17 protein-coding genes and 1 tRNA gene are annotated in these 26,619 nt (G+C 46.5%); 5 read left to right on the plus strand and 13 right to left on the minus strand.

What is annotated here, in order from left to right:
- Nucleotides 1–755 precede the first annotated feature (755 nt).
- The gene (locus H6F52_RS02940) at nucleotides 756–4,355 is read left to right on the plus strand and encodes a PAS domain S-box protein (RefSeq protein WP_190531804.1); all 3,600 of its coding nucleotides are present in this window, start codon (nucleotides 756–758) and stop codon (nucleotides 4,353–4,355) included.
- A gap of 150 nt (nucleotides 4,356–4,505) precedes the next feature.
- On the opposite strand, the gene H6F52_RS02945 is transcribed toward H6F52_RS02940, so the two are convergent.
- Nucleotides 4,506–5,090 (minus strand): DUF1802 family protein, encoded by a 585-nt coding sequence (locus tag H6F52_RS02945; protein ID WP_190531806.1) that lies wholly within the window; start codon nucleotides 5,088–5,090, stop codon nucleotides 4,506–4,508.
- A gap of 170 nt (nucleotides 5,091–5,260) precedes the next feature.
- On the opposite strand from H6F52_RS02945, the gene H6F52_RS02950 reads away from it, so the two are divergent.
- Together H6F52_RS02950 and H6F52_RS02955 are read left to right on the plus strand one after the other, a co-directional pair.
- Nucleotides 5,261–6,220 carry an aldo/keto reductase gene (locus H6F52_RS02950; protein WP_190531808.1) on the plus strand — a complete coding sequence of 320 codons (960 nt, stop codon included), beginning with the start codon at nucleotides 5,261–5,263 and terminating at the stop codon, nucleotides 6,218–6,220.
- Nucleotides 6,221–6,464: 244 nt separating this feature from the next.
- Nucleotides 6,465–7,070, plus strand: coding sequence for a hypothetical protein (locus H6F52_RS02955; RefSeq protein WP_190531810.1), 606 nt, complete (start codon nucleotides 6,465–6,467; stop codon nucleotides 7,068–7,070).
- On the opposite strand, the gene H6F52_RS02960 is transcribed toward H6F52_RS02955, so the two are convergent.
- The 11 genes from H6F52_RS02960 to H6F52_RS03010 all read right to left on the minus strand — a co-directional run bounded on the left by H6F52_RS02960 (nucleotide 7,067) and on the right by H6F52_RS03010 (nucleotide 20,644).
- Nucleotides 7,067–7,957 carry an ATP-binding cassette domain-containing protein gene (locus H6F52_RS02960; protein ID WP_190531811.1) on the minus strand — a complete coding sequence of 297 codons (891 nt, stop codon included), beginning with the start codon at nucleotides 7,955–7,957 and terminating at the stop codon, nucleotides 7,067–7,069. The genes H6F52_RS02955 and H6F52_RS02960 overlap by 4 nt on opposite strands.
- A gap of 164 nt (nucleotides 7,958–8,121) precedes the next feature.
- Nucleotides 8,122–8,895, minus strand: coding sequence for an ABC transporter permease (locus tag H6F52_RS02965; RefSeq protein WP_190531813.1), 774 nt, complete (start codon nucleotides 8,893–8,895; stop codon nucleotides 8,122–8,124).
- Between the two features lie 459 nt (nucleotides 8,896–9,354).
- A tRNA-Val gene (locus H6F52_RS02970) sits at nucleotides 9,355–9,426 on the minus strand.
- An 88-nt stretch (nucleotides 9,427–9,514) separates the two neighbouring features.
- Nucleotides 9,515–12,025: an ATP-dependent DNA helicase RecG gene (recG, locus tag H6F52_RS02975; RefSeq protein ID WP_190531815.1), complete on the minus strand. Its 2,511-nt coding sequence runs from the start codon at nucleotides 12,023–12,025 to the stop codon at nucleotides 9,515–9,517.
- A gap of 99 nt (nucleotides 12,026–12,124) precedes the next feature.
- Nucleotides 12,125–13,054: a hypothetical protein gene (locus H6F52_RS02980; protein WP_190531817.1), complete on the minus strand. Its 930-nt coding sequence runs from the start codon at nucleotides 13,052–13,054 to the stop codon at nucleotides 12,125–12,127.
- 422 nt (nucleotides 13,055–13,476) lie between these two features.
- Nucleotides 13,477–14,649 carry a hybrid sensor histidine kinase/response regulator gene (locus H6F52_RS02985; protein ID WP_190527664.1) on the minus strand — a complete coding sequence of 391 codons (1,173 nt, stop codon included), beginning with the start codon at nucleotides 14,647–14,649 and terminating at the stop codon, nucleotides 13,477–13,479.
- Nucleotides 14,650–14,730: 81 nt separating this feature from the next.
- Nucleotides 14,731–15,177 carry a response regulator gene (locus H6F52_RS02990; RefSeq protein WP_190412061.1) on the minus strand — a complete coding sequence of 149 codons (447 nt, stop codon included), beginning with the start codon at nucleotides 15,175–15,177 and terminating at the stop codon, nucleotides 14,731–14,733.
- Entirely contained in the window at nucleotides 15,122–17,428 is a 2,307-nt protein-coding gene (locus H6F52_RS02995) for an ATP-binding protein (protein ID WP_190531823.1), read from the minus strand. The genes H6F52_RS02990 and H6F52_RS02995 overlap by 56 nt, the downstream gene beginning before the upstream one ends.
- 501 nt (nucleotides 17,429–17,929) lie before the next feature.
- On the minus strand, nucleotides 17,930–18,589 hold the full coding sequence (gene tsf, locus H6F52_RS03000; protein ID WP_190412059.1) for a translation elongation factor Ts: 660 nt from the start codon (nucleotides 18,587–18,589) through the stop codon (nucleotides 17,930–17,932).
- Nucleotides 18,590–18,631: 42 nt separating this feature from the next.
- A complete protein-coding gene (gene rpsB, locus H6F52_RS03005) occupies nucleotides 18,632–19,429 on the minus strand; it encodes a 30S ribosomal protein S2 (RefSeq protein WP_190412058.1) in 798 nt (265 codons plus the stop codon).
- A gap of 273 nt (nucleotides 19,430–19,702) precedes the next feature.
- A complete protein-coding gene (locus H6F52_RS03010) occupies nucleotides 19,703–20,644 on the minus strand; it encodes a glycosyltransferase (RefSeq protein ID WP_190531825.1) in 942 nt (313 codons plus the stop codon).
- A gap of 191 nt (nucleotides 20,645–20,835) precedes the next feature.
- On the opposite strand from H6F52_RS03010, the gene H6F52_RS03015 reads away from it, so the two are divergent.
- Nucleotides 20,836–22,038 (plus strand): argininosuccinate synthase, encoded by a 1,203-nt coding sequence (locus tag H6F52_RS03015; protein ID WP_190531827.1) that lies wholly within the window; start codon nucleotides 20,836–20,838, stop codon nucleotides 22,036–22,038.
- A gap of 92 nt (nucleotides 22,039–22,130) precedes the next feature.
- Here the strand turns inward: H6F52_RS03015 and H6F52_RS03020 are convergent, their stop codons facing one another.
- Nucleotides 22,131–22,763: a DedA family protein gene (locus H6F52_RS03020; RefSeq protein WP_190412055.1), complete on the minus strand. Its 633-nt coding sequence runs from the start codon at nucleotides 22,761–22,763 to the stop codon at nucleotides 22,131–22,133.
- A gap of 452 nt (nucleotides 22,764–23,215) precedes the next feature.
- Here H6F52_RS03020 and H6F52_RS03025 point away from each other — a divergent pair, with 452 nt between their 5' ends.
- Nucleotides 23,216–26,569, plus strand: coding sequence for an EAL domain-containing protein (locus tag H6F52_RS03025; RefSeq protein WP_190531829.1), 3,354 nt, complete (start codon nucleotides 23,216–23,218; stop codon nucleotides 26,567–26,569).
- Nucleotides 26,570–26,619: the final 50 nt, after the last annotated feature.

Below are 26,619 nucleotides of genomic sequence, written 5' to 3' on the forward strand. Positions count from 1 at the left end.
TGAGTTTCTCGGCTTAAATCTCTAATAAATCTCATAAGTCTCTTGTTTTCTTGACTTTTGTTTTAGCTTATTCTACTTTTTATTATGTGTAATTTATTTTACATAAGCACTTAATTACTTTTGCTCAAAGGTCGTTGCCAGGCGCTTTTTTTGGGGAAACATTGTCTTGGTAGCACAGTTGAGTCTCAGCCAATCGGGTGAATTCCCTTTGACTTAGCTCTCGCATCAGCAAATGCGGCAATGCACTTAATCGGTGTAAATATATAACAAGCAAGATGTATTCAGTAAAATATGAAACATAAAATTGATATGAAGTTATGAAAAAACCGCGTAGATGATTGCCAAATTCGCAAAAACGGGAACGTGTAACCCTTCTGAAACTCTATAGGATCTATATAGGCTCTAATAAATCTAGGCACAAAACCATGCCTGGGGAATCGGACAAAATGCCCGACTGATGCTGGTCTGTCGGTAGTAAGTCCTTGTTCAAGGAGAAAGTTATAGCATATCAAAGTAGGCAAATGTCTTTTAGGCAAAAGGAGATTGCGATCGCGCAACCTATGTCGGTATACGCGGCATCCGCTGCCTTGAAGATGGAAGAAGCGGGAAAATGGTGAGCGTAGCTTCTTAAAGGTCTTCTACAGTCCAGAAAACTTATGAGCGATCGCATTCGTAACTGAAGAAGATAGAAGAAGCTAATCGTAGCACTGTACTTTGCAACGCGGCTAGTTATGATGAGCAGATTAAAACGCAGAATGTCTAGAGAGTTTGATATGCGGCTTAAAGCACAAACTCTAAAGCTTCTCAAAGCTAAAGAAGCGTTGCAAGCTGCATTAACCCGGTGTCAGCAAACAGAGGCGAAGTTGCACGAAGCTGATGAAGAGTTAGAAAAGCGGGTAAGAAACCGGACTGCGGAACTGGCGCAAGCTAACGAACAATTGCAACATGAAATCAATCAGCGCCAACAAACTGAGGCACTGCTGCGCCAAAACGAACAGATGTATCGGCGAGTTCTGGATGCGACGGGTGAAGGCATTTGGATAATCGATGCTGAGGGAAAAACGACATACGTTAACCAGCAAACCGCCGAAATGCTCGGCTATTCAAGTGAGGAAATCCTGGGTCGTCCTGCATTTGATTTCCTCTTTGAGGAAGACCTTGCTGAAGCACACTCGTATTACCAGCGGATGCAGCAAGGAACCCAAGAACAGCATGAGTGGCGTTGGCGTTGCAAAAACGATCGAGAGTTGTGGGTATTCGCTAGAACCAGTCCCCTCTTTGGCGAAAATGGTCAATTTCAGGGTGCGATCGGCATATTCACCGATATCAGCAACCGTAGGCAAGTGCAAGAGGCACGCACAGAAAGCGACAGGTTCTTCCAGGCAACATTTAACCAAGCTGCTGTTGGCATCGCTCACGTCAGCATCGACGGGCAGTGGTTACTGGTTAATCAAAAACTCTGCGATATTGTGGGTTACACGCCAGAGGAACTGCGAGAGCGCACTTTTCAGGATATTACTCACCCCGACGATTTGAATGCGGATCTTGAACACGTCCGCCAAATGTTGGCGTCAGAGATTCAGACCTATTCCATCGAGAAGCGCTCCATCCGCAAAGATGGTTCTCAAGTTTGGATTAATTTAACTGTGTCGCTGGTACGCGAACCAACGGGTGAGCCGAAGTATTTCATTTCGGTTATTGAAAATATTGACGAACGTAAGCGAGCTGAACAGGCATTAGAACAATCGTTAAAGGAATTATCAGACATCAAGTTTGCTTTAGATAAAGCGGCGATCGCAGTAGCAACTGACGAGAAGGGAACGATTAACTATGTTAATGATAAGTTTTGTCAAATCTCTAAATATGCCAGAGAAGAATTGATTGGACAAAGTCATCGTTTGATCAATTCTGGATTCCATTCAAAAGAATTCTTTCAAAATCTTTGGGCAACGATTTCTGACGGAAAAATTTGGCAAGGGGAAATTAAAAATAGAGCGAAGGATGGCACTTGTTACTGGGTCGATACTACGATTGTGCCGTTTCTAAATGACCAAGGAAAACCGTTCCAATATTTAGCAATTCGATTCGATATCACGAAACGCAAGCAAGCAGAAGAGGCACTGCAACAAAGTGAGGAGCGATTGAGACTAGCTCTGGAAGCTGCACAAATGGGCATTTGGGACTGGAACATCCTCACGAATCAAGTGACCTGGACTGACAACAATGAAAAGCTATTTGGTCTGGCTCCAGGTAGCTTTGAGAAAACCTATGACGCCTTCTTTGGATACATTCATCTGGAAGACCGCGAATCCGTACAGCAAGCAGCAATTCGTGCCTTGGAAGAAAATCAGGGCTACGAACAGGAATTTCGCATTGTCTGGCCTGATGGCAGCATTCGTTGGATGATGATAAAAAGCCAGTTGCTGTGCAACGAAACGGGCAGAGCGGTGCGGATGATTGGCACTACTCTGGATATTACCAAACAGAAGCTCGCACAATCCGCCTTAACGCAACAGACTGAGCGACAGCGATTGGTAGCAGCGATCGCTCAACGCATTCGCCAATCTTTAGACTTAGACGAGATTCTCAATACAACCGTCATTGAAGTCCGAGAATTGCTCCAGACCGACCGGGTAATCGTTTACCGTTTCCAGCCAGACTGGAGTGGAGTCGTGATGATGGAATCGGTCGGTTCTGGGTGTAAGTCTCTCCAGGGAAGCACCATCTCAAAACCACTAGGAGACATTTATGTCCAGCGCCACCAACAAGGGGAAATCACCGCGATAGAAGATATTCATACCGCACATTTAGATAAATATCATTTTGACCTACTGGCTGAGATTCAAGTCAGAGCGACTTTGATAGTCCCGATTTTGCAAAGAGGCAGGGACGAAATCTTCACCGTCGCGGAAAATACGGGAGCAAATGCGGTGTTTTGCACCACTTCCCCTACGCCTATTCTGTGGGGGTTGCTTTGTGTCCATGAGTGTTCGCAACCCCGACAGTGGCAGCAATTAGAAATTGACTTACTGACTTCATTGGCGAATCAGTTAGCGATCGCCATTGAGCAAGCGGCACTGTTTAAGCAGGTGCAACAGATGAACTCGAATCTGGAACGCCAAGTGCAAAAACGTACTACCCAGTTGCAAAAAGCACTCGGCTTTGATGCGGTGCTGAAACGCATCACAGACAAAGTCCGCGATAGTCTGGACGAAAGCCAAATTTTGCAAGCAGCGGTTAGGGAGTTGGCACTCTCTTTCAACATGAGCAGCTGCCATGCTTCGCTCTACAACTTGGAACAAGAAACTGCCACGATTTGCTACGAATACGCCGCCTCAATGCCTTCCTCGAAGGGTCGCGTCTTGCAAATGGCTTCTTTTCCGGAAATTTATCGACCCCTCCGGCAAGGGAAGCATTTTCAATTGTGTTCCTTCTCTGGCAACTCTATCCACGGTCAGGCATCGATGTTAGCTTGTCCGATGTTCGACGATCAAGGAGTCCTGGGGGATTTGTGGTTATTCCATCACCCAGATTATACCTTTAACAATCTGGAGATTCGGCTGGTCAAACAGGTAGCCAATCAATGCGCGATCGCCATTCGTCAAGCCCGACTTTATCAAACATCCCTTGCCCAAGTGCAGGAACTGGAGAAACTCAATCAACTCAAAGATGACTTCCTCAGCACGGTTTCCCACGAATTGCGGACTCCTATCGCCAATATGAAAATGGCGATCCAAATGCTCAAGGTTTCTCCGACAGGCGATCGCTCTCAGCGCTATCTACAAATATTGCAAACAGAGTGCAACCGAGAAACTGAGCTAATCAATGACCTTCTAGACTTGCAACGGCTAGCAGCTGCGTCTTATCCCAGCTTTCTTGCCACGGCAATCGATCTACCAGAGTGGTTGCCGAATATTATTGAATCCTTTCGCTCCCGCATACAGGAACGCGAACAAATCTTACAGGTTGATATTCCCTCAAACTTGCCCACCCTAGTCTCGGAATTAGCCAGTGTGGAGCGAATTTTGACAGAGTTGCTCAATAATGCGTGCAAGTACACCCCACCAGGAGAACGCATTACAGTAACAGTCCGTGCCGCTTCGGCAATGATGCAAATCAAGGTGAGCAACTCTGGGGTCGAGATTCCGCCTGATGAGCTACCCCGCATTTTTGACAAGTTCTACCGCATTCCCCGTGCCGATCGCTGGAAGCAGGGCGGAACTGGTTTAGGATTAGCGCTGGTGCAGAAACTCACCCAACATTTAGGCGGCATTCTTCGAGTCAGGAGTGCTTCTGAAGAGATAACGTTTACTTTAGAGTTACCGCTGACACACCCGATGTCTGGTAATGGGTAATCTGTCCGGTTTCCATAATAAAAGAACCCCACCCCCAGCCCCTCCCCGCTTGCGAGGAGGGGAGCCGGAGCCGCAGGAGATGGCGGGGTGAGGTTCCGGAGAATTACGGCGAATTAACCAGATTTGACATAGCGGATAATGGAATACCTCTCACCAATTAGCTATTTGCCGAATTGTTGTGATTTGCTGGGCATATTCTGCATCATCTAAAACAGGTTTTGCATCCTCAATTGCGATCGCGCTTGCAAGATCGATCCACGACTTGCAACCTCCATATTCCGGGCGGTAAGCGATAATCTGCGCTTGAGTCAGTTTGTAAGTGCGTAGTAGCAGCACATAAATCGGCTGACGCGGCTTCCATTTGAGGCGATCGCTGACAAATTGCTCGTTCCAAATATGGTATGGTAGCAGCCCTCTCACCGCTGATTCTTCACTCACAGGCAAAATATCAGTAATTTCAGCCCAAGCACCGATTCGGATGGTTTCTGGATGCCAACCGGAGGCGACGGGTTGCACCAGATTGGAATATTCCGCTTTTAGCAAATCGGGCTGTTGATGTTCATAAGTCGGGTAGAGCAAAACTTCTGTTTCGGCAACGGTGAAGCGGTTGTTTTCCTCGCGGATGCCGCCTTTGCGTAGCAGCATAATCGTTTTGCCTTGTTCTAAGGCATCGACAGCAACCGCCCATTCTTTGAGGGCGTGAGGCGTGGTTTTGGTGGTCGTCGTGGATTGCATAAGTCTCGGATATTCTAATCCCAGGCTAACAGCGACCACACGACAGGTCAGTTAACATCGTTACTTTGATGCTGATTTGATTTGATGTTGAAAACGAAGCAAGCGATCGCGTCCCCCTTCCCAAGTGTTGCCTAATATGAAGACAGAAGCCGATAAACCAGGATTGACGCATGGAAAAACGACACTTAGGCACTTCTGACATTCAAATCTCTCCGATTGTCATGGGTACATGGCAAGCTGGCAAAAGGATGTGGGTGGGAATTGAAGACGCCGACACGATAAAAGCAATCCGGGTGGCATTTGATGCCGGTATCACTACAGTTGACACCGCTGAAGTCTACGGCGAGGGGCATTCTGAGCAGATTGTCGCCCAAGCGCTATCAGATGTGCGCGACCAAGCGGTTTATGCAACCAAGGTTTTTGCCAATCATCTCAAGTATGACCAAGTGATTGAAGCGTGCGATCGCTCTCTCAAAAACCTGAAAACCGACTATATCGACCTATACCAAATTCACTGGCCCTCTGGAGTGTTTAAAAGCGAAATAGTCCCCATTGAAGAAACCATGAACGCCCTTAACCACCTGAAGGAACAAGGTAAAATTCGGGCAATTGGCGTTTCTAATTTCTCCCGCGCCCAGTTGGAAGAAGCTGCCCAGTATGGACGCATCGATAGTTTGCAACCGCCGTATTCCCTGTTTTGGCGTTGGGTGGAAAAGGATGCCATGCCTTACTGCGTTGAAAACAAGATTTCAATTCTTGCGTATTCGTCTCTAGCTCAAGGATTATTAACTGGAAAATTCGGTTCCGATCATCAATTCGATCCAGCGGATAATCGTGCGAAAAATAAGCTTTTTCAAGGGGAGAACTACGAACGCGCCCAGCAAGCTTTGGACAAACTGCGTCCGATTGCCGAACGCCATCAGTGTAGCCTTGCTCAACTGGCATTGGCGTGGTTAATTGCCCAACCACAAACGAATGCGATCGCGGGTGCGAGAAATACCCAACAAGTCGTAGACAACGCTAAGGCGGGTGATATTAAACTATCGACTGATGAATTGCAGGAAATTGATGCAATTGGGCGGATTGTCACCGATCATCTAGACGATAGCCCCATCATGTGGAATTGGTGATCGGAACGCAGAGAATTTTTCGCATCAGAATTTTAGGGAGTCAGCCGTGAAAGTGCTGTATCGGGATGAGCCAACAGTAGCGATCGCGGTGGCTTTCTCCTATTTTCTCTTATTTAATTAGCAGATTTAAAAATAGAAAATTGCTTTTGGCGAACCATCACCTTATTTTTCTTACGGTAATAATTCGTAACTGCTGGCGCGAATCGTGTATCTCTATTGAAGAGATAGCGTTTCTGGTTAAATTATGGCAAGTTACCGCTCTGCTTTTTGGGTCAATAGTTTCTCTTTCCTAGCAGTGATTGCTTTAATTGTCTATACCCAATTCTTGGGTTCTCCAGCAGGAATACTATTCGAGCCGCCGCTTGCCCCAGCCGATCCGAATGCGGGTTTGTTAACTCATACGTTCCAATTATTATGTGCGGTACCGCCCATTGTTTGCACTTTTAGTTTTGGATTGCTGAGAACGATTCAACGACAACAAACGCGAAATTCATTTATTCTGTATTCGGCAATCATAACTGGAGGGTTTCTCATTAATGAAATTTTTCGGATTCACATTATTCTTTTAAGAGCAGGAATTCCCAAGTTAATAACCATCGTCGTATATGCGATAGCGACCTTGGGATACGGATTAGCCTTCAGGCGGAAAATACAATCAACGCCCTACATTCTGCTACTCAGTGGTATCGGTTTACTGTTCAGCGCGATCGCTGTAGATTCGCTAAAGTTAAGCGGCGATGTAGTTCCCGTCTTGCTAGAGGGTGTCCCAAAGTTGTTCAGCGAAATTAATATTGCACTTTATTTTTGGTCTGTCTGTTACGGAGAGATATTGCGATCGCGCAATTCTTAACCCTGCGTCACCTCAACATAAATATGCTCTAACCGTACAGGTTGTCGCGCAATCGAATCGAGAGGAATCCCATCAAAACAGGAGATAATTTCCTTCAGTTCTAGATGTTCTGGTAGCCAAAAAGCTAAGTCATTCCCATAACGTCGAGGAGTGAAATTATATTTTTTAGCGCGAGCGATCGCTTGTTCCTCCTCCGGCGTCTCCACCACCACAACTTCCACTGCTGGCACTAATTTCCGCAGCTCTGTTAAACTTCCCTCCGCCAAAATACTACCCCCTTTAAGAATCCCGATTTTTTGACAAAGGCGTTCGGCTTCATCTAACAAATGAGTTGTGAGCAGAATTGTAATCCCCTGATTTTTCAGATTCCGAATTAACTCCCAAATTTCGTAACGCGCTTCAATATCCAACCCAGTCGTAGGTTCATCCAGAACGATCAGCTTAGGCTGATGTACCAAAGCAACCGCAATGTTTAACCGCCGCTGCATTCCACCACTCAACGTTTCCACCGGACTTTTCGCTCTATCTAATAAATTAACAGCCGCTAAACTTGCTTCTACCTGTTGATGCCGCTGTTGATTTGTTAAGCCATAAATCCGAGCAAAGAAATGGAGATTTTCCTCACAACTTAGAGTTTTATAAAGTAAATTTTCTTGCGGCGCAACCCCTATCAGATTTTTTGTTGCGTTTGAGACAGGTTGGTTATTAATCTTAATTTCTCCACTATCCGCTTTCAGTAAATTACAAATTATATTAATCGTTGTGGTTTTTCCTGCTCCATTGGGTCCCAGTAAACCGTAAATTTCTCCAGGGGGGATATGCAGCGTTAATTCCTGTAAAACAGCTCGTGTTCCGTAAGATTTATTTAGCTTCTCAATTCGTAGCACAATATTCCCTAATTGATTACAAGCTGAACGATATTCTTTAAACACGGAATGTAGCAAAAAACTCGTCAAATACGCTAAGAATAAAATTAAACTTTGCTGGCTTTTGCGTAAAGCTTAGCGTAACTCCACGTTAAAAAGTATATATACATCCCTATTTTAAAAAATTACAGTCTCCTTTCAAGACTCAACATCCGCTGGTAGGACAGCCATCCTCCTACAACCATTAAAATTGCAAACACGCATAAAAACCAAAAGTGAGATGCAATTTCTCCCAGTCCACTGCCATCAGCAGATACGCCGATTAGGGCTTCATTCATGTGATAAATTGGATTAAATTTAGCAATTTTTAGCAGTGTCTTTGAAAACAGCGAGGTCGGTAAAAAGGCACCTCCTAAAATTAATAAAGGCACCCCAAATGCTGCCACCAAAGCATTGACATCCTCTGTGCGACGAGCAAACTGCGTACCGAGAATAAACCCAACACCAACATAGGAAATAATACTCAAAAAAATAATCAGGATTCCTAGCACAATAGAACCCTGAAACTGAGCATTCCAAAAGGCAGCAATCGTGTAAACTAAAATGGCTTGACCGACACCAATGCAGCTGTGAGCTAGGAAAATTCCTAAGAAATAAGACGTTCCGCTGAGCGGTGAGATAAAAAGACGTTTGAGGGTTTGCTGTTCTCGCTCTGCAACCACAGTTGCTACACTACCACCCAAGCAACTAAAAAATAGTGCAGCACCCACCAGTGTTGAGGGAGCAGCCTTTTCAAAAGCCTCAGCCATAGACAACTTGGCATTTTCTGCCAGAATAACCCCATTAATCAGCAAAACAGAGACTGGAAAAATACACCAAAAAATCAGGCTGCGTCGCCGTCGTAATAATTCAATCAAAATTCGCTGGCAAACTGCCAGCGTTTCACGCCCGTATTTCATGGTGAGAAGTTACCCCAATACCAGATAAGTCAATTATTAAGGTACGCTTTTTCGCAACCTATCTGTAGACGCACAACTACTTAATATGTTCGGATCGCTGCTGCTAGGATATTAAAACACTCTCCCTTTCCCAAGCCTCTGCCCACAGTTTTTCAACAACAGACGCTAGACTTGCCGCGACTTCAAATCGATGAGTGTTGTAGTGGTAGGTGGCTAGGTTGGCTAGCTTAGCTTGTGCCGATGCTGCTTTGACAACGTTAGGTAGAGAAAAATCGACTCAAGCCTGAAAACCCTTTCGCTATTTGGGATGGGATAGCAGTCAGAATTCTACATCACACTATCTAGATAGATAGTGTTCTTGCAACAATGATATTCATTTGTCTTGATGACATATAATTCGTCTCAGAGACAACAATCTGTCACTGATGACAAATAATTAGTCATTGTACATTTGTTAAATGGGCGATACTGGATTTGAACCAGTGACCCCTTCCGTGTGAAGGAAGTGCGCTACCACTGTGCTAATCGCCCTTAGGTTTTTAAGTTTATCACAGGCATTCACAGCCAACAACCCTTCTAGAGAAAGGAAGCAGTTATTTGAATCAGCGATCGCGGTCAATCATGTTAAGATTGCCCCACCCATTAAGCGCTGGTAACGATAATCTAACTCAGCTTTTAATAAGGGCGATCGCTCTAAGTTGGCATCTTGTGCCATCACTCTCTCGGCGGCATCCCGCGCGATATTCAAAACTTCCTGATCTTCCACCAAACTCGCCAAAGCAAAATCTGGCACCCCAGACTGGCGAGTTCCCAGCACTTGACCGGGACCGCGCAGCCGCATATCCATCTCGGCAATAAAAAAGCCGTCTTGGGATTGTTCTAATACATTGAGCCGGTAACGAGCATCTGCGGTTTTGGTGCTGCTCATTAGAAGGCAGAAAGATTGAGCAGCACCGCGACCAACGCGCCCCCGCAACTGGTGTAACTGCGATAAGCCAAAGCGTTCGGCATTCTCAATCATCATCACCGTTGCATTCGGCACATCCACGCCCACTTCAATCACCGTGGTGGAAACAATGATTTGAGTCTGATTATCGCGGAACCGGGTAATTGCCTCATCTTTTTCCGCTGAAGTCATGCGTCCGTGCAGTAATCCGACTTGGAACTGAGGGAAAATACTTTCTGAGAGGCGCTGATGCTCCTCCACTGCCGAACGCACATCCAATTTTTCCGATTCTTCAATCAGGGGCAAGACGATATAAGCTTGACGCCCTTGAGCAACTTCGCGGCAGATTAGATCGTAGGCATTGGTGCGTTCTTTGCCCGTGAGTACGGTCGTATGAATTGCTTGCCGACCCGGTGGCATCTCATCAATCTGGCTCACATCCAAATCCCCATGAACTGTCAGCGCCAAGGTGCGGGGAATTGGCGTGGCGGTCATGGTTAATACATGGGGTTGTTCGCCTTTTTGCTGCAACAACGCCCGTTGTTCCACTCCAAAGCGGTGCTGTTCGTCAATTACCACTAACCCCAGCTTATGAAAATTGACTTTCTCTTGAATCAGAGCATGAGTCCCTACTAATAGAGGCAGTTCGCCGGTTTCTAGATGGGCATGAATTTGGCGGCGTTTGGCAGTTTTGGTGGAACCCGTCAGCAGTTCTACGGGTAAGTACAGAAGATTAAACCAACTGACTAACTTGCGATAGTGCTGTTCTGCCAAAACTTCAGTGGGAGCCATTAGCGCCGCTTGGTAGCCGGATTGAATCGCGGCGAGGATAGCAATGACTGCTACGACAGTTTTACCAGAACCGACATCGCCTTGTACCAACCGATTCATCGGAGTGGATGATTGCAAATCGTTGAGGATGTCGTTCAGTACCCGCTGTTGGGCACCCGTTAGTCGAAAAGGCAAAACTTCGTGGAATTGTTCAATCAGCTTCCCTCTGGGAGCCAAGATAGCGCTGGACTGCTTTTGGCGTTGGGCTTGGCGACGGAGGAGGAAACCCAGCTGAAGGTAGAAAAACTCATCGAAGACTAAACGGCGACGGGCGGCTTCCTTAGCGGCGCTGTCGGCGGGAAAATGGATGTTTGCGATCGCATCCGACAACTTCATCAATCCATACCCATCGCGTAAAACTGTGGGTAAAGGATCTTTCAGATGGGCGGCGGCCGGGAGAGCAGCAATGACCGCCTGTCTCACCATATCTGCCGCCACGCCCTCTGTTAAGGGATACACTGGCACCACTCGACCAATGGTGTGGGAGTCAATCGGGTCTCCAGGGTTTGCCAAAACTTCCAGTTGTGGATCGTCCAAAGTTAGACCGTATTGACTTTTTTTCACCAAGCCAGAAGCCGCCACGACTGCGCCTTGGGGATATCGATTTTTTATCCCTTCTTGCCAGCCGCGATTGCTGTAGCGAGAACCGGCAAAAAAGCGGCTGAGGCTGATTTGACCCGTGCGATCTTTCAGCACCACCTGCATTATGGTTAATTTCTTGTTTTTTGGGCTACTAAAGCAGGTACAGCGCTTCACCGTTCCTATCAGTGTCACCGTTTCACCCGATTCCAGCTCAGAGATATTCACCTGACGCGCATAGTCAATGTGGTCGCGGGGGTAATAAAAGAGGATATCCCGCACCGTATGCAGATCCAGCTTGGCTAAATACCCGCCTTTTCTAACTCCCACATCTGGCAAACTGGTCAGCGGTTGGTCAAGAGAAATCGCTGCGTTGGACTGGACGAGGGGCGTGGTGCGCGGGGCTTGAGTATCGGGGGATGGGGGCGATTTAATTGTCTCTACTTGCTGCTGATTGTCTTCATTTCGCTGATGCGATCGCGATCGCGCTTGCCTCTCCATGACTTGTTGCATCTGATGGAGAAATCGGCGCGTTTCCAAGACCAAGTGTTGTCGCTGGGAGAGGGTGAGGTTCGGGTAACGGGCAAACTGAGACGCCATCTCTTGCCACCGATGTCGCTCTATCAGCGGCAAAAAAGATGGGGTTTTTCCGAACTCCAGACTTAAGAATTCACTGAAACGATATTGTTTCCCCATTAAGTCTGTAAAGCCCCGCTCTGCCTCGACTGAAAGGGCTTTCTGCAATCGCAGCCAATCCGGTGATTCTATTTGCATCTTCTCTCCCCTTTTTTGTTAATTGCTAGTAGCGAATGGCTGATTACCCGCCAATAGCCGTCCTCACCCGGATATTGTCAATCCTCACGACGATTCCCATTATTCTTCAAACCAACAGGCACGCCAAGCCGCTTCTGCCGCAGCCACGGTGCGCTCTCGTTGCTTCTTCTGAAATTCTCGGCGCAGGGTGCTAAGCCGTGCGCTGAGGGTCCGAATCTGGTTGCGTCCTGCCATTACCGTTGAATCAGCAAATTCAATCTCAGATAACCGCAGATGGATGGCGATAATCGGTATTAAAGGAGAGTTTTGTAAAGTCGGGAGATTTGACGTTTCTACCGGCTCATTTTCTATTTGAACCACAAATTTTAAAAGATTGGGGCGTCCCACCACAGGCTCACCAGATGGCTCCGCTCTAACAGCAGCTTCCAGAACAGCTTCCGGAAAGTTTTTCGGTAATATCCCCACTTCCTGTAGTAGACGATTGCTTTGGCAAGAAAGAGCGAGCAAGGTTTCGCTCATGGCGTTTTCCACCGCTTCCTGCCATCGAGCCAAATCCTCTGGGTTGTTTGTCGGGACGTTAGAAAAGGTAAAGCGACTGGTTGAGCGATCGCGATCGCTATTGAGGTTTGGGGTTTCGAGAGTGTCTTGTGGTGCTAGCATCTCGATGGCTAAGTCATCAGCCGAGGTGGAGGAATCCTCTTCTTGAGAGGGTTCTTGAGATAGTTCTCCGCGCGATGTTTCCGCGGGACGGCTTCTTTCAAGGTTTCGCAGTTGGGGTTGAGCAAGCCTTGCCTGTTGCTGAAGGTTCTGTTGCAATTGTTGTCGTTCTCTAAGAGACAGACTCAGAAACGCTTCCGGATAGACTTGGGTGCAAAGATAATAACTCGCCACGATCAACTGCTGCCGCATGGCTTGTCCTAAGGCAGTCAGATAATCGTTGTAGGTATCGTGGAATTCTAGAGCGATCGCTTTGATTGCTTCTTCCAGCGCTGCCATATCCCGCTCAATTTCCTCTACTCTTCTCGCCATTGCTGCTTACATCTGTCAATCGGGACGGTACGGGCGTACAGATGTACTTCCCTACTTTAGAATACCGATTCCTCGTCATTCGGTCATTCGGTTATTCGTCTATCGGTCAGAAGCAACAGACGAATCCCTATTGACTAACGACTCATAATAACGCGATGTAGAACTAACTTTGAGATCGACCCTAAACCACTTCCCTGGTATCAAAGAGCCTCTAATCGCCCCTCTCCTTGCCGCCGATACCCTACTCCCCTATAACCTTTGAAATGCTTACCTAAAGAGCTTTAAAGCGATCGCCTTTGTGATAATTTATTCGTGAAACGGTATCCGATAGATAGGCAGTAGTGTCAGGGCGTGGCAAAAAAGCTACCGATTCTCCATTTCCCTCCCTGTCGGTTCGCTGAAATTCACCGATTTAGCCGCCTCTATTCTGATAACGCTGCTTCTCCAATCAACGGCAGCGTCACCGTAAAACTCGTGCCGACTCCGACTTCACTCATCATTGAAATCTCGCCCCCATGTGCCTCCACACACTTTTTGACCATCGCTAATCCCAACCCAGTGCCAGGAATTGTGCCGACGTTTCTAGCACGATTGAAAGGATGAAACAGCCGAGGTTGATCTTCTTTGGGAATGCCAATTCCTTGATCTTGAATCTGAAAGATGACTGTTTTCTCGTGGCTTCTTAGTTCAAAACGCACTGTGCCGCCTTCCGGTGAATACTTAATCGCGTTAGCGAGTAAATTATCTAAAATATGCCGCAGTAGGGTTTCATCCCATAACGCCTCTCCCAAGTCCTCTTGACAAGTGAAAATAAGTTGATATTTGTCAAGTGTAAAGAGTTGCAACTCTTCGACCAATTTGTGACAGAATGATTTCAAATCAAGGGGAATCAGTTGGCACTGAAGTTGCCCTGAATCAGCTTTCCCGATAAACGTAATTTCATCTAATAGCTGAGCCAGATTTTTAATTGCTGAACGAATCAGTTTGAGATGAGTATGTTTTTTCTCATCGCTCAGTTTTTGATCGTAGTCTTGGAGCAATCCAGCAGAAAGGAGAATCCTATTCAGAGGATTGCGGAAATCGTGAGAAAGCATAGAAACAAATTCAGATTTAGACTGATTGATTTCTTTGGCTTTCACTAGCTCAGCCGTTCGTTCCTGAACTCGGATTTCTAACGCCTCATTAACTGTTCGTAATGTTTCCGAAACCTGCTTTCGCTCAATTGCATAGCACAAAGAGCGCACTAGCACCTCTACATTAACTTGGCGCTTAACCAGATAATCTTGTGCCCCCTGTCGGACTGCTTCTATCGCTAATTCATCGTCATTCGTATTTGTCAGCACAACAATCGGTAAGCCAGAAGCGTGGCTGTTTAGGGGAGCTAGAGAACACAAACCTTCACTGTCAGGTAGGGTCAGATCCAACAAAATTACATCAAAGCAATCTTCATTGAGTCGATTGAGCGCTTCCCTCAATCGTTTGACATGCACCAGACTAAACTGTTTGAACTTGGCTTGTTTCAGAAGCTCTTGCAGGAATCTGGCTTCTGCCAAGTTATCCTCAATCAACAAGATTTTTATTGAGCTTCCAGGCATAATTTTCTGGGATCTCCCCTCCCCTCCTGTTCCCGCTCGGCAACTGCTTGCATTTTAACAAGATACGAAAATTTCTTGTCATCATTCCGATGGCAGGGTAACAGTTTCCAGCCAAAACTCTTCAATTCCTTTAACAATTTTAAAGAGCTGGCTGAGGTTGCGGGATTTGGTGATGTAGCAATTTACGTGCAAGTCATAGCTGTGGAAAATATCATCTTCATTTTTAGAAGTTGTCAGCACTACTACTGGGATGCGTTTCAGCTTGGGGTCGGCTTTAATTTCCGCCAAGACTTCTCGACCATCCTTCTTCGGCAAGTTCAAATCCAGCAGAATCAGGTCAGGGCGAGGTGCATCAGCATACTCGCCCTCTTGGCGCAAGAAAGCCATCGCATCCACACCATCTCTGACTGTCACGACTTGGTGTGGAAGCGAGCTATTTTTTAAGGCTTCTTGGATTAAGCGGATATCGGCTTTATTGTCCTCGACTAAAAAGATTGTTTTGTGGTTTTCTTCCGTTTCTACGCTCACGATCGCGTCCCCCTACTGGAATCGTAAAGTAGAATGTTGCACCCTGACCTAATTGGGACTCGACCCAGATGCGCCCTCGGTGACACTCAACAATCTTTTTGCAAATTGCTAAACCCATTCCTGTACCTTGATACTCATCCCGCGTATGCAGACGCTGAAAGATAACAAAAATGCGATCGCTAAACTGCGGATCGATGCCAATCCCGTTATCCCGTACTGAGAATAGCCACGCATCCTCTAGTCGAGAAGCTCCTACATGGATTTCTGGCGGTTGCTCGCTGTGGAACTTGATAGCATTGCCAATCAGGTTCTGGAACAGTTGCATCAACTGGGTGCTATCTGCCATAACCGTCGGCAAGGGATCGTGAGCGATTGCAGCTCCCGTTTCCGAGATGCGTCCTCGCAAATTAGCCAAGGCGCGGTCTAAAGCCGTGTCCACCCCTGTCATTTCAAATTCAATAGCCTGCATATCCACCTTAGAGTATGCCAGCACGTCATCAATTAGCGTCTGCATTAAGCTGACTCCCTCAACAGTGAAGCCAATGAATTCCTTCGCGTCTTCGTCGAGTTGCTCTAGATAGCGCATCTCCAAAAGTTGCACGTAGTTCGCTACCTGATTGAGTGGCTCTTGCAAGTCATGGGAGGCGACGTAAGCAAACTTTTTCAGCTCAGCATTGGAACGTTCTAAATCTTGAGCTAATTGGGCAAGTTCATCAGCTTGGCGAAGCACAATGTTAATAATTGCCTTTCTGAGTTCAAGTGCAGCTTTAATTTCTACCTGTTTCCAGGGTAAAGACGTTAAGCGAACCGTTTCTTTCCACAGATCAAATGATTTGCGAGGACACAGACGAATATTTCCCTCTGACTGGTTTACTTCAAACGCCTTATTTGGGTCGCCACCCCAATTCACGGTTTGAATTACTTCCGGTCGAAACCACAAAACATAGTTATTCTTAGAAATCGGAATCGCTAATAAGCCACTGGCAACGTTTTTGAAACTTTCTGCATCTGGATAAATCTGAGGTAAGGAATCGCTATAGAAGACTTCTTCCTCGACGTTATTCTTTAGCCATTGGACTAAAAAGTTGAGTTCTTCTTCTGTGGGAGTCTCACCAACCATCGTGCAATCCCCACCAAAGCACACGGCGGCACCTTTAGCGTTAGCAAGCTCCAGCAGATTCGGCTGGTGTTTAACTAAACCATCAATAAAGTTTTCTTCTTGAGACATATATTCAACCAAGGCTGATTGGATATATGTCAGCTTCATGCGATAGCCGTAATCTTCAGTTTCTTCTCTGGTTGAGATTTCTGAAAAGATGACGCGCCCCAAGAATTCGCAAGCTTTTCGCAGCTCATAAGAAACATACTTGGGGGACTGATGATGGCAAGCAATCAGTCCCCAAAGTTTTTGATCTTTCATCAAAGAAATTGTCAGAGAAGCACCCACACCCATATTGTGCAAGTACTGGATATGACAAGGAGACGCGCTTCTGAGAATAGAGTTCGTTAAATCAAGCGGACGCTGATTAACTGGATTAAGAATCGGAAAAAGTTCAGCAGATTGAGAAGTGGCATCCGGGATTAACCTGATCCAATTCGAGGTAAATAACTTTCTAGCTGGTTTAGGAATATCTGATTCTGGGAAGTGGAGACCTAAGTAAGGCTCCATACTTTCTAGTTTTTCTTCAGCGAGGACAGATCCATGCCCATCGTCATCAAACTTATATAGCATCACCCTGTCAAATCCGGTGACTTTTCGCACCTCTTTCACAATGATTTGACAAAAGTCACCCAGAGTTGATGTTTTTTCTAACTGGTTGATCGAGGCTCTGGCTAGATGATAAAAGCTTAAGAAGGGGATGTTTTCTTGGGAAATCGCAGGTTCTAATTCCAAAATTAAAAATCCATCTGCATTCCGGTGGAAAATGCCATCAAAGACTAAATACTCATCGCCTTTTCTTCTAGCCCAAATCTTGATAGGGTTGATAAAATCAAGATTTTCTTCTAATAGTCCTGCTTTAATTCTGTCTACTTGGAATGGGTCGAGAACTTCTTCTAATTTCTTTTGCAGCATATTTTCGGGGGAGATTCCGAAAACTGTGGATATATTGCTGCTAACTTGTAATATTGTTAACTCAGGTTCTGCGAGAACGAAAATTATTCCGTGAGGCTGAACTTTACTAGCATTATGAATGGGTGCTTCTTTCAAGCTAGTTATATTAATCCCTGGCACTTGTAAATTGATTTCCATTACGATCCTTCCTTTTTTCTGGAACTATCAGAAGTAGATTATCTATAGGATTGAATACCCTAAAAGGATTTCCCGCACCAGCTAAATGTCCCTTTCGTAGCGCTGTATTACTGGCAAATAGTCAGCTCGATCCTGAACTCCAAGATACAATGCTTGTCTATTTAGGGGCTGAAAAATTTCGTTACTTTTCTAGTGAGTTTGCACTCCTCAACGGTGTTTCCCAGTGTCCCCTTAATCTGCTCGCGCTCAAAAGTCTAGCACAAGGATCGAGGCAACACTCCTAAGGAGGATGTTAAGAATTCCACCCAAACAAAAAGTTTTTCTGCTTTTAGTGTTTCTGTCTTTATAAAGGGTTTCCAAGGTGTTAATTTGTTGAGATATATAGAATGGGGATATCGTGCCTACAAGCGCTGAAAATCTCTTGAAAATAAAGATAAAAAAAGACAGGTTTCCATCATGGAAACCTGTCCTTCCTAGGGATTCAGCCAGAAAACTTGCTGATTAATTGCCGCCCATTTGAGCTGCAACTTCCTCAGCAAAATTGCTTTCTTTCTTTTCCAGTCCTTCACCGAGAATAAATCGGACGAAGCGACGGACTTGGATGTTTTCACCTAGCGTCGCAATATTTTGCTTGATCAACTCTTCCACCGTGATACTTTGGTCACGAATGTAGGGCTGATCGACCAAGCTCAACTCTTGCAGGCGTTTGTCAATTCGACCCTGAACAATCTTTTCTTTGATGTTCTGTGGCTTGTTGCCTAGGTCATCCCGGCCCATTTCGATTTCTTTTTCCTTCTCAACGATTTGAGCGGGAATGTCGCCAACCTTCACGTATTCAACGTTGGGACAAGCTGCAATCTGCATGGCTATGTTCCGCACCAGAGTTTGGAAGGCTTCGTTGCGGGCGACAAAGTCTGTCTCGCAGTTCACTTCCACCAGGACGCCGACTCGACCTCCGGTATGGATGTAGCTGCCAACCAGTCCTTCTGAGGCTTGGCGATCGCCTTTTTTCCCAGCGCTAACCATTCCCTTTTGACGCAGCCATTCAATGGCTTTGTCCATATCGCCATCGGTTTCTTTTAGCGCTTTTTTGCAGTCCATCATGCCGACACCAGTTTTTTGGCGCAGCTCGTTCACGAGTTTTGCAGATATTTCCGCCATTTCCTCAGTTCCTAACTAAGAATTGATGTTTCTAACGCTGAATTATCCCTCGGTTTCTTCTTCCTCTTCATCAGGAACCGAGTCGATTTCCTCGTATTCGATATCGTCTTCAGCGCCTTCGTAATCTTCGTAATCCTCTTCTGCTTCTGCGTCTAGCTGACCGTGACGACCTTCATAGATAGCGTCTGCCAACTTACCCACTATTAGCTTAATGGAGCGGATAGCATCGTCATTGGCTGGAACGGGAATATCCACTACATCCGGGTCGCAGTTTGTATCCAGCAGCGCGACGATAGGAATCCCCAGTTTTTGGCATTCTTGAACTGCATTATATTCCCGACGCTGATCCACGATCACCACAATGTCGGGAACTTTCCGCATCTGCTTAATACCGCCGAGGTATTTCTGCAATTTGGTCATTTCCCGGCGCAGCATCGAAGCTTCTTTCTTGGGCAGTAAGTCGAGGACTCCGGTTTCTTCCCGGCGTTCCAAATCTTTTAGGCGCTCTACCCGTGTTTTAATGGTCGTCCAATTGGTGAGCATTCCCCCCAACCAACGTTGGTTGATGTAGTAAGAACCACAACGAGCGGCTTCTTGAGCCACAATTCCTGCGGCTTGACGCTTGGTACCGATGAAGAGAACCTTCTTGCCCTGTTCTGCGGCGGTTCGCATATAGGTGTAGGCATCTTCCATCAGCTGGGCAGTCTGAACCAAGTCGATGATGTGGACGCCATTGCGGGACGTATAGATGTATGGAGCCATTTTTGGGTTCCACCGGCGGGTCTGGTGCCCAAAGTGAACACCCGACTCCATCATCTGAGCCAAAGAAACAACTGACATATTTATTTTCCTTTCGGGTTAATCCTCCATCCAGGCGTATTTCCAGCGGAAACACCCGAAACCCTGAATGTGCGGAATGTACGAATTTAGACAACTCTTCCAGTTTATCAGAGTTATAAGAGCTTTGATGGGAAAATTTGCAGGAAAAACATTGAAAAATAGGCTAGCACAGTTGCAGTAGCCGATTTCTAGACATTTGGCAAGGAAAATATTAAAAGATTAGCGATCGCGCAAAATAAATCGCTCGCATCCTTAGCAGTGCAATCATGTAAATTAGGCTTTTTGCCTCGCTTCGGCGTAGGCTGCATAAACACCTTGAACGTTGTACCAATTAAGGAAAATTCGAGCAATTTCTAAGGCTAATTGAGGTTTACCTTGATTAATCAGCCATTGCAAAAAGGGTGCCATTGTGCGCTCGTTGAGTCTGCCACCGAGGGAAAGAAGGCCCCAAAGGATGCGGTGAAGGAGAGTCATTTGAATCATCATTTTGACATCCCAGGTAGGATGCTTTTGATAGAATAAAACGCCCATCCGTCCCCGTTGGATTTCTCGATCGATCATGGGGGGAATTTGTTCTAAGGCAAAGGGGGGGTGCCAGTGATAGCCGACTGCGGCTGGACATTTAATCAGTTTTAAACCCAATTGTTTGAGCCTGATGCCGAGTTCTAAATCTTCCCAGCCGTAAAGTTGAAAGCGGGTGTCAAATAATCCAGCTTTTTCGAGCCATTTACGAGCGATCGCTACATTCCCCGTAGCAAAGTAAGCAGCGGAAAAATCCGTGATTTTGTAGGGTTCGGAGGTGGGATTCTCGAAGTTATTCGTATTGATCACCCAACCGTAAGTAAAGAGGCGATCGCTTCCGAGATTCTTTTCTCCCTCAACTAACGCATCAGCGTGTGCTTGGAGAAAATGCTCGGTAACGACTAAATCGCTATCAATAAAGATAATCGTGTCACCCTGAGCCTGTTCTACTCCCAGATTACGGGCGGCTGCTGGCCCTTGATGGTCTTGCAAGAGCGATCGCACGTGAGGAAACTCTGCGGCGTGTTGGGATAACCACTCCAACGTGCCATCCGTCGAACCATCATCCACCAGCACCACTTCATAGCCGCTGACGACGCTACCAGCACTCAACTGCTGATGTTCCATTGCTCTAAGGCATTTCTCTAGAATCGGCTTGCGGTTATAAGTTGGAATGACAACGCTAAAAAACACGATTTCCCCCGGATGACAACACTTTTAGTATCTCTCAAAGAACTGTAAGCCAAGAAACAGAAAGCATTTTCATCTATCCCCTAGTGCCCTGGATGGCTATGGCTGAAGATTAATCTGTGCTATTCCTGACAAGACTTGGCATAGATTAGTTGCATAATAAGAACTCGTTGTTTTGCGGAAGTGAGAGATCAATGGGTCGTGCTACCAAAGTTGTGCTGGCATATTCAGGGGGAGTCGATACCTCCGTCTGCATCCCATACCTGAAGGAGGAGTGGGGAGTTGAAGAGGTGATTACCCTAGCGGCGGATTTGGGACAGGGAGACGAACTAGAGCCAGTCCGGGAAAAAGCGCTAAAATCGGGTGCTAGCGAATCGCTGGTTGCCGATGCTACAGAAAGTTTTGTCAAAGATTATGCGTTTCCAGCGATTCAAGCGAACGCTCTCTATGAAAATCGCTATCCCCTCCAGACTGCTTTGGCACGTCCGCTGATTGCCAAACTTTTAGTCGAAGCGGCTGAAAAATACGGTGCGGATGCGGTGGCGCACGGATGCACGGGGAAGGGGAATGACCAAGTTCGGTTTGATGTATCGATTGCGGCGCTGAACCCAGATTTGAAGGTGTTAGCACCGGCGCGGGAATGGGGGATGAGCCGAGAGGAGACCATCGCTTATGGTGAGCGTTATGGCATTCCTTCGCCCGTGAAAAAGAAATCTCCCTACAGTATCGATCGCAATTTATTTGGTCGCAGCATTGAAGCGGGACCCCTAGAAGATCCTTGGACGGAACCGCTAGAAGAAATTTATGCGATGACCAAAGCGATCGCTGACACGCCCAATGAGCCAGAATACGTTGAAATTGGCTTTGAAAAAGGCATCCCGATCTCCCTCAACGGTGAAGCTTTGCCGCCTGTGGCGCTAATTACGAAACTCAACGAAATTGCAGGAAATCACGGCGTTGGGCGGATCGATATGATCGAAAACCGCCTAGTGGGTATCAAATCGCGGGAAATCTATGAAGCCCCGGCTTTCATGGTTTTAATTCATGCCCACCGCGACTTAGAAAGTCTCACCTTAACCGCAGATGTGACCCACTACAAGCGCGGTATCGAAGAAACTTATACTCAGCTAGTTTATAACGGTCTTTGGTATAGTCCGCTCAAAGCCGCCCTGGATGCCTTCATTCAACAAACACAGGAGCGGGTATCGGGAACGGTGCGAGTTAAACTTTTTAAGGGCAACTCGATGACTGTGGGGCGTAAATCTGAGAAGTCCCTTTACAGCCCAACGTTAGCAACTTATGGGGCTGAAGACCAGTTTGACCATAAAGCTGCTGAAGGATTTATCTACGTTTGGGGATTACCGACTCGCGTTTGGTCGCAAAAAGCGAGAGGCTAGTTTGAAAGTTTTGAGTTTTGAGTTTTGAGTTTTGAGTGAGAAAACACATTCTTTTCATTCAAAACTTAATCGCTCATTACTCAAAACTTTTTCTAATCTCCCTCGATTGAACGCTTGGCTTCGCGGGACTCTAGCCACAGAGGAACGGCAATCCAGGCAATCAAAAGGAACAACGCGATTAAACCAAATTGAGCGACCCACACAACTAATTGTTCCAGGGGTACCAGTCGCCCTGCGAAAAAGGACAACGTGACCATTACCGATGCCCAAGCAGTCGCCCCAGCTATGTTATAAGCCATAAACTTGAGGAAGGGCATTTGGGCAATTCCAGCGAGAGGACTGGCGACAATTCGCAGCACAGCCAGGAAACGACCGAGAAACACTGTTTTTCCGGCGTTCTCGCTCACTTGTTGCTTGAGTTGTAAGAGTTTTTCTTCGCGGATGCGGAAAAATCCCCCAACTTTCACCAGCAGGGGCCAGCCGCCTTTTCTGCCAATCCAGTAACCGCAAGTACCACCGACAACTGCACCAGCGATCGCACTCCCTAGCACGAACCAGTAACTCAGTTCCTTACTTCCCGCCAAGAAACCCCCGGCGAGAGTAATCGTTTCACCAGGGATGGGAATGCCAAGATTTTCCAGCAAAATCCCCAAAAAAACTGCCCAGTAACCGTAGTGGTGGGCAATTTCTTTGATATTTTCTACAGATACAAACTCTAAAGACATTTATCTGGGTCTTTACATAGATTCATACTTCTATCATAGTGGCTCGATCCGCTCAGGGTGTCAATCAGGGCGGGAAATCTTGAGATTGTTATCGAGACGGCTACGAGCGAGGATTTTGCCCCTAGCACTCAAGGGCGATCGCACTCCTCTTCATCGGCAAATAGGCAGCCCAATATCTTTCTTGAGGAAATAAGGATTAAACAGGCGAGTTTACGTCTTTTTCGATTTGCGGCTTCGCCTTAAAAAAACATTTTCAGCAGGTATACCGACGGACAGATGCCAAATTTTAATTTTATTCTTATTAAGACTGTTAAAAAGTAATGCTCGTCAGGACTCAAACCAAAAACCAGTTGTGAGTGAATTTGCAACTGTGGCTGAGTGAGGACTTCTCTAGCTTTACCCTTGAGGAGAGGAACTCTAAGATAGAGGTATTTTGTTTCTAATATTATTTTATGTCTAAAGACTCAATAAAAGTGCTTTTAATTGAGGATGACGAGGATGACTATATTCTGACGCGCGATCTCCTCTCAGAAATTGAGCGAGAAAAGTTTGATCTCGAATGGGTAGATAGTTATGATGCTGCTTTAGAAAAGATTCAGATGCATCAACATGATGTCTATTTAGTGGACTATCGTCTTGGCGCACACAACGGCTTGGAATTGTTACAAGAAGCCATTTCAACTAATTGTAAAGCGCCGATCATCTTGCTGACCGGGCAAGGAGATCGGGAAGTAGACTTTGCAGCAATGAAAGCGGGAGCTGCCGATTACTTAGTTAAGAGGAAGATGGACGCGCCGCTATTAGAGCGGGCGATCCGCTACTCGATCGAGCGAGTCAAAACGTTAGAGGCGCTGCGGGAGAGTGAATCGCGGCTAGAGAATATTCTTGGCTCGCTCGATGACAGCGTATGGTCGGTTTCAGCCATCACTAGGGAGCCGATTTACATCAGTCCGGCGGCGGCGGAAATTTATGGTCGTCCAGTCTCCCAGTTTTTCGAGCGCCCGAACCTCTGGCTGGAGGTGATTCACCCAGAGGATCGAGAACGAATAGAAGCGATGACGCAAGCGTTACTCCAAGTCGGTGCAGCAGACGAAGAGTATCGTATTTTCCGACCGGACGGGGAAGAGCGTTGGATTCGCAATCGCGCTCATCTAGGGCGTGACGCGAATGGGAATGTCATCCGAATCGATGGTTTGGCTGCCGATATTACCAAACGCAAGCAGGCAGAAGAAGCCTTGCGGTCAGCTATGCGCGAAAACAGCCAGCTAGCGGCGGCGATCGCTAACCTGACAACTGGAGTTACAATCACCGATCCAACTTTACCTGACAATCCAATTATCTTTGTCAATCCTGCTTTTACTGCCATCACCGGCTACTCGGCGGCGGAAGTGATGGGTTCTAATTGCCGCTTTCTACAAGGGAAAGATACCGATTTCACTGTTGTGAAAGTGATGCGAGAAGCGATCGCATCAAAGCAACCGATTATGTGTGTAGTCCTGAACTACTGCAAAGATGGGACACCGTTCTGGAATGAACTCACCATCAACCCAGTTTTTGATAACGAAGGGAAACTCATCAACTTCATCGGGTTACAGAACGACATCACGGTTCGCAAGCAAACCGAAGAGGCAATTGAACGACTGCGCCACCAAAACGAACTAATTCTCAACTCAGCGGGTGAAGGAATTTATGGTTTGGATATTCATGGAAACGCCACCTTTGTTAATCCAGCTGCTGCGAGAATGCTGGGATGGGAAGTTGAAGAACTCATTGGCAAACCCTTGCATTTTATTTGCCACCATTCAAAAGCCGATGGCGCTCCTTATCCGCGAGAAGCGTGTCCAATTTATGCAGCCTTTAAGGATGGCACAGTTCAACAAATAGAAGAAGAAGTCTTTTGGCGAAAAGACGGTACGAGCTTTCCCGTTGAGTACATCAGCACCCCCATTCGAGAAAATGGTCAGTTGGTGGGTGCAGTCGTTACCTTCCAAGATATTACCGAGCGCGTAGGGGCAGCTACCAAGGCCGCCCAAACCCAGGAGGCTTTGCGTGAGAGTCAAGAACGTTATGAACTCGCCGTTTCTGGTGCTAACGACGGACTTTGGGACTGGAATTTAAAAACAAACGAAATTTATTTTTCTCCCCGCTGGAAATCCATGCTGGGCTGCGAGGAGAGCGAAATTAGCAATACGCCTGATGCCTGGTTTGAGCGAGTGCATCCTGAGGATATCGAGCAGTTGAAAGGGCAGATTTCTTTACATCTGGAAGGGCTGACCCCCCATTTTGAGAACGAACATCGCATACTACACAAAGACGGAACATACCGTTGGATGCTAATCCGGGGGATGGCTGTACGAGACACGAATGGGAAAGCCTCTCGCATGGCTGGCTCTCAAACTGACATCACCGAGCGCAAGCAAGTTGAGAAACAACTCCTCCATGATGCTTTTCATGACGTGTTGACAGGCTTACCAAACCGAGCCTTGTTTAGGGATCGGTTGGGACAGGCAATTGAACGGTCAAAACGAACCAGTGACTATTTCTTCGCCGTCCTTTTTCTAGATATTGATCGCTTCAAGGTGATTAATGACAGCTTGGGACACATGATTGGCGATCAATTGCTGGTAGCGATCGCGCAGCGGTTGAAAGCTTGCCTACGGGGTGGAGATACAGTTGCACGGTTAGGTGGAGATGAGTTCACCATCCTGCTCGACGATGTCAAAAATATCAATAACGCCACTGACATTGCCGAGCGCATCCACTTAGAACTTATGCATCCTTTCAGCCTTAACGAGCAAGAGGTATTCACGACAGCAAGCATCGGCATTGCCATCGGGGGCGGTTCGCAAAGCGCCCCAGCAATCGGATATGACTGTCCGGAAAATCTCCTGCGCGATGCTGACACCGCAATGTATCGTGCCAAATCAATGGGGAGAGCGCGTCACGAAGTCTTTGATACCACCATGCATACCCGCGCGGTGGCACTCTTGCAACTGGAAAACGACTTGCGGCGTGCGATCGAGCGGGATGAATTTCAGCTTCACTATCAACCCATTGTGTCATTGACAACTGGCAGGCTTGACGGGTTCGAGGCGCTTGTACGCTGGCAGCATCCGGAGCGCGGTTTAATCTCTCCAGCGGAATTTATTCCCATTGCCGAAGAAACAGGTTTAATTGTTCCCATTGGGCTGTGGGTACTCTACAATGCATGTTACCAAATGTATGATTGGCAGCAATTTTATCCAGAATTACTATTAACAATCAGTGTTAATCTTTCCAGCAAACAGTTTTTACAACCAGATTTAGTCAAGCAAATCGATCAAATTTTGCGGGAGACTCGCCTGGATGCGCGAAGTTTGAAGTTAGAAATTACTGAAAGTGCAGTTATGGAAAACGCAGAATCGGCAATCAAAATGCTTTTCCAACTAAAAGCTTTAGGCGTGCATCTGCATATTGATGACTTCGGCACTGGCTATTCATCCTTAAGCTATCTGCATCGGTTTCCCATCGATCAGTTAAAGATTGATCGTTCTTTTATTAGTAGAATTGGGGCGAAAGACGACAGTTTAGAAATTGTCCGTGCTATCGTGACCCTGGCTCATACTTTAGAGTTAAATGTGACAGCAGAAGGGGTGGAAACAGCCGAGCAACTCTTTCAACTGAGAGAAATGGAATGCGAATATGGGCAAGGATATTTTTTCGCTAAACCCTTAACTCAAGAGTCAGCAAAAGAATTAATTGTTACAACACAGCAGCTTACCACCGATTTCAATTATTTTGCCTCAATCTTTGCAAAACCTCAATAATCTTATGTGCGCTGAGTAGATGACTGAAATTTAGTATTGCTTAATGTTAG

This window comes from Coleofasciculus sp. FACHB-542 (assembly GCF_014695825.1).
In the GTDB taxonomy this organism is placed as follows: domain Bacteria; phylum Cyanobacteriota; class Cyanobacteriia; order Cyanobacteriales; family FACHB-T130; genus FACHB-T130.

What these genes read in the sequence shown, in the direction of transcription:
- H6F52_RS02965 (WP_190531813.1), bottom strand. Translation starts at nt 8,895, where the DNA reads ATGAAATACGGGCGTGAAACGCTGGCAGTTTGCCAGCGAATTTTGATT.
- H6F52_RS02950 (WP_190531808.1), top strand. Translation starts at nt 5,261, where the DNA reads ATGGAAAAACGACACTTAGGCACTTCTGACATTCAAATCTCTCCGATT.
- H6F52_RS02985 (WP_190527664.1), bottom strand. Translation starts at nt 14,649, where the DNA reads ATGCCTGGAAGCTCAATAAAAATCTTGTTGATTGAGGATAACTTGGCA.
- tsf (WP_190412059.1), bottom strand. Translation starts at nt 18,589, where the DNA reads ATGGCGGAAATATCTGCAAAACTCGTGAACGAGCTGCGCCAAAAAACT.
- recG (WP_190531815.1), bottom strand. Translation starts at nt 12,025, where the DNA reads ATGCAAATAGAATCACCGGATTGGCTGCGATTGCAGAAAGCCCTTTCA.
- H6F52_RS03015 (WP_190531827.1), top strand. Translation starts at nt 20,836, where the DNA reads ATGGGTCGTGCTACCAAAGTTGTGCTGGCATATTCAGGGGGAGTCGAT.
- H6F52_RS02945 (WP_190531806.1), bottom strand. Translation starts at nt 5,090, where the DNA reads ATGCAATCCACGACGACCACCAAAACCACGCCTCACGCCCTCAAAGAA.
- H6F52_RS03025 (WP_190531829.1), top strand. Translation starts at nt 23,216, where the DNA reads ATGTCTAAAGACTCAATAAAAGTGCTTTTAATTGAGGATGACGAGGAT.
- H6F52_RS02940 (WP_190531804.1), top strand. Translation starts at nt 756, where the DNA reads ATGTCTAGAGAGTTTGATATGCGGCTTAAAGCACAAACTCTAAAGCTT.
- H6F52_RS02955 (WP_190531810.1), top strand. Translation starts at nt 6,465, where the DNA reads ATGGCAAGTTACCGCTCTGCTTTTTGGGTCAATAGTTTCTCTTTCCTA.
- rpsB (WP_190412058.1), bottom strand. Translation starts at nt 19,429, where the DNA reads ATGTCAGTTGTTTCTTTGGCTCAGATGATGGAGTCGGGTGTTCACTTT.
- H6F52_RS03020 (WP_190412055.1), bottom strand. Translation starts at nt 22,763, where the DNA reads ATGTCTTTAGAGTTTGTATCTGTAGAAAATATCAAAGAAATTGCCCAC.
- H6F52_RS02980 (WP_190531817.1), bottom strand. Translation starts at nt 13,054, where the DNA reads ATGGCGAGAAGAGTAGAGGAAATTGAGCGGGATATGGCAGCGCTGGAA.
- H6F52_RS02995 (WP_190531823.1), bottom strand. Translation starts at nt 17,428, where the DNA reads ATGGAAATCAATTTACAAGTGCCAGGGATTAATATAACTAGCTTGAAA.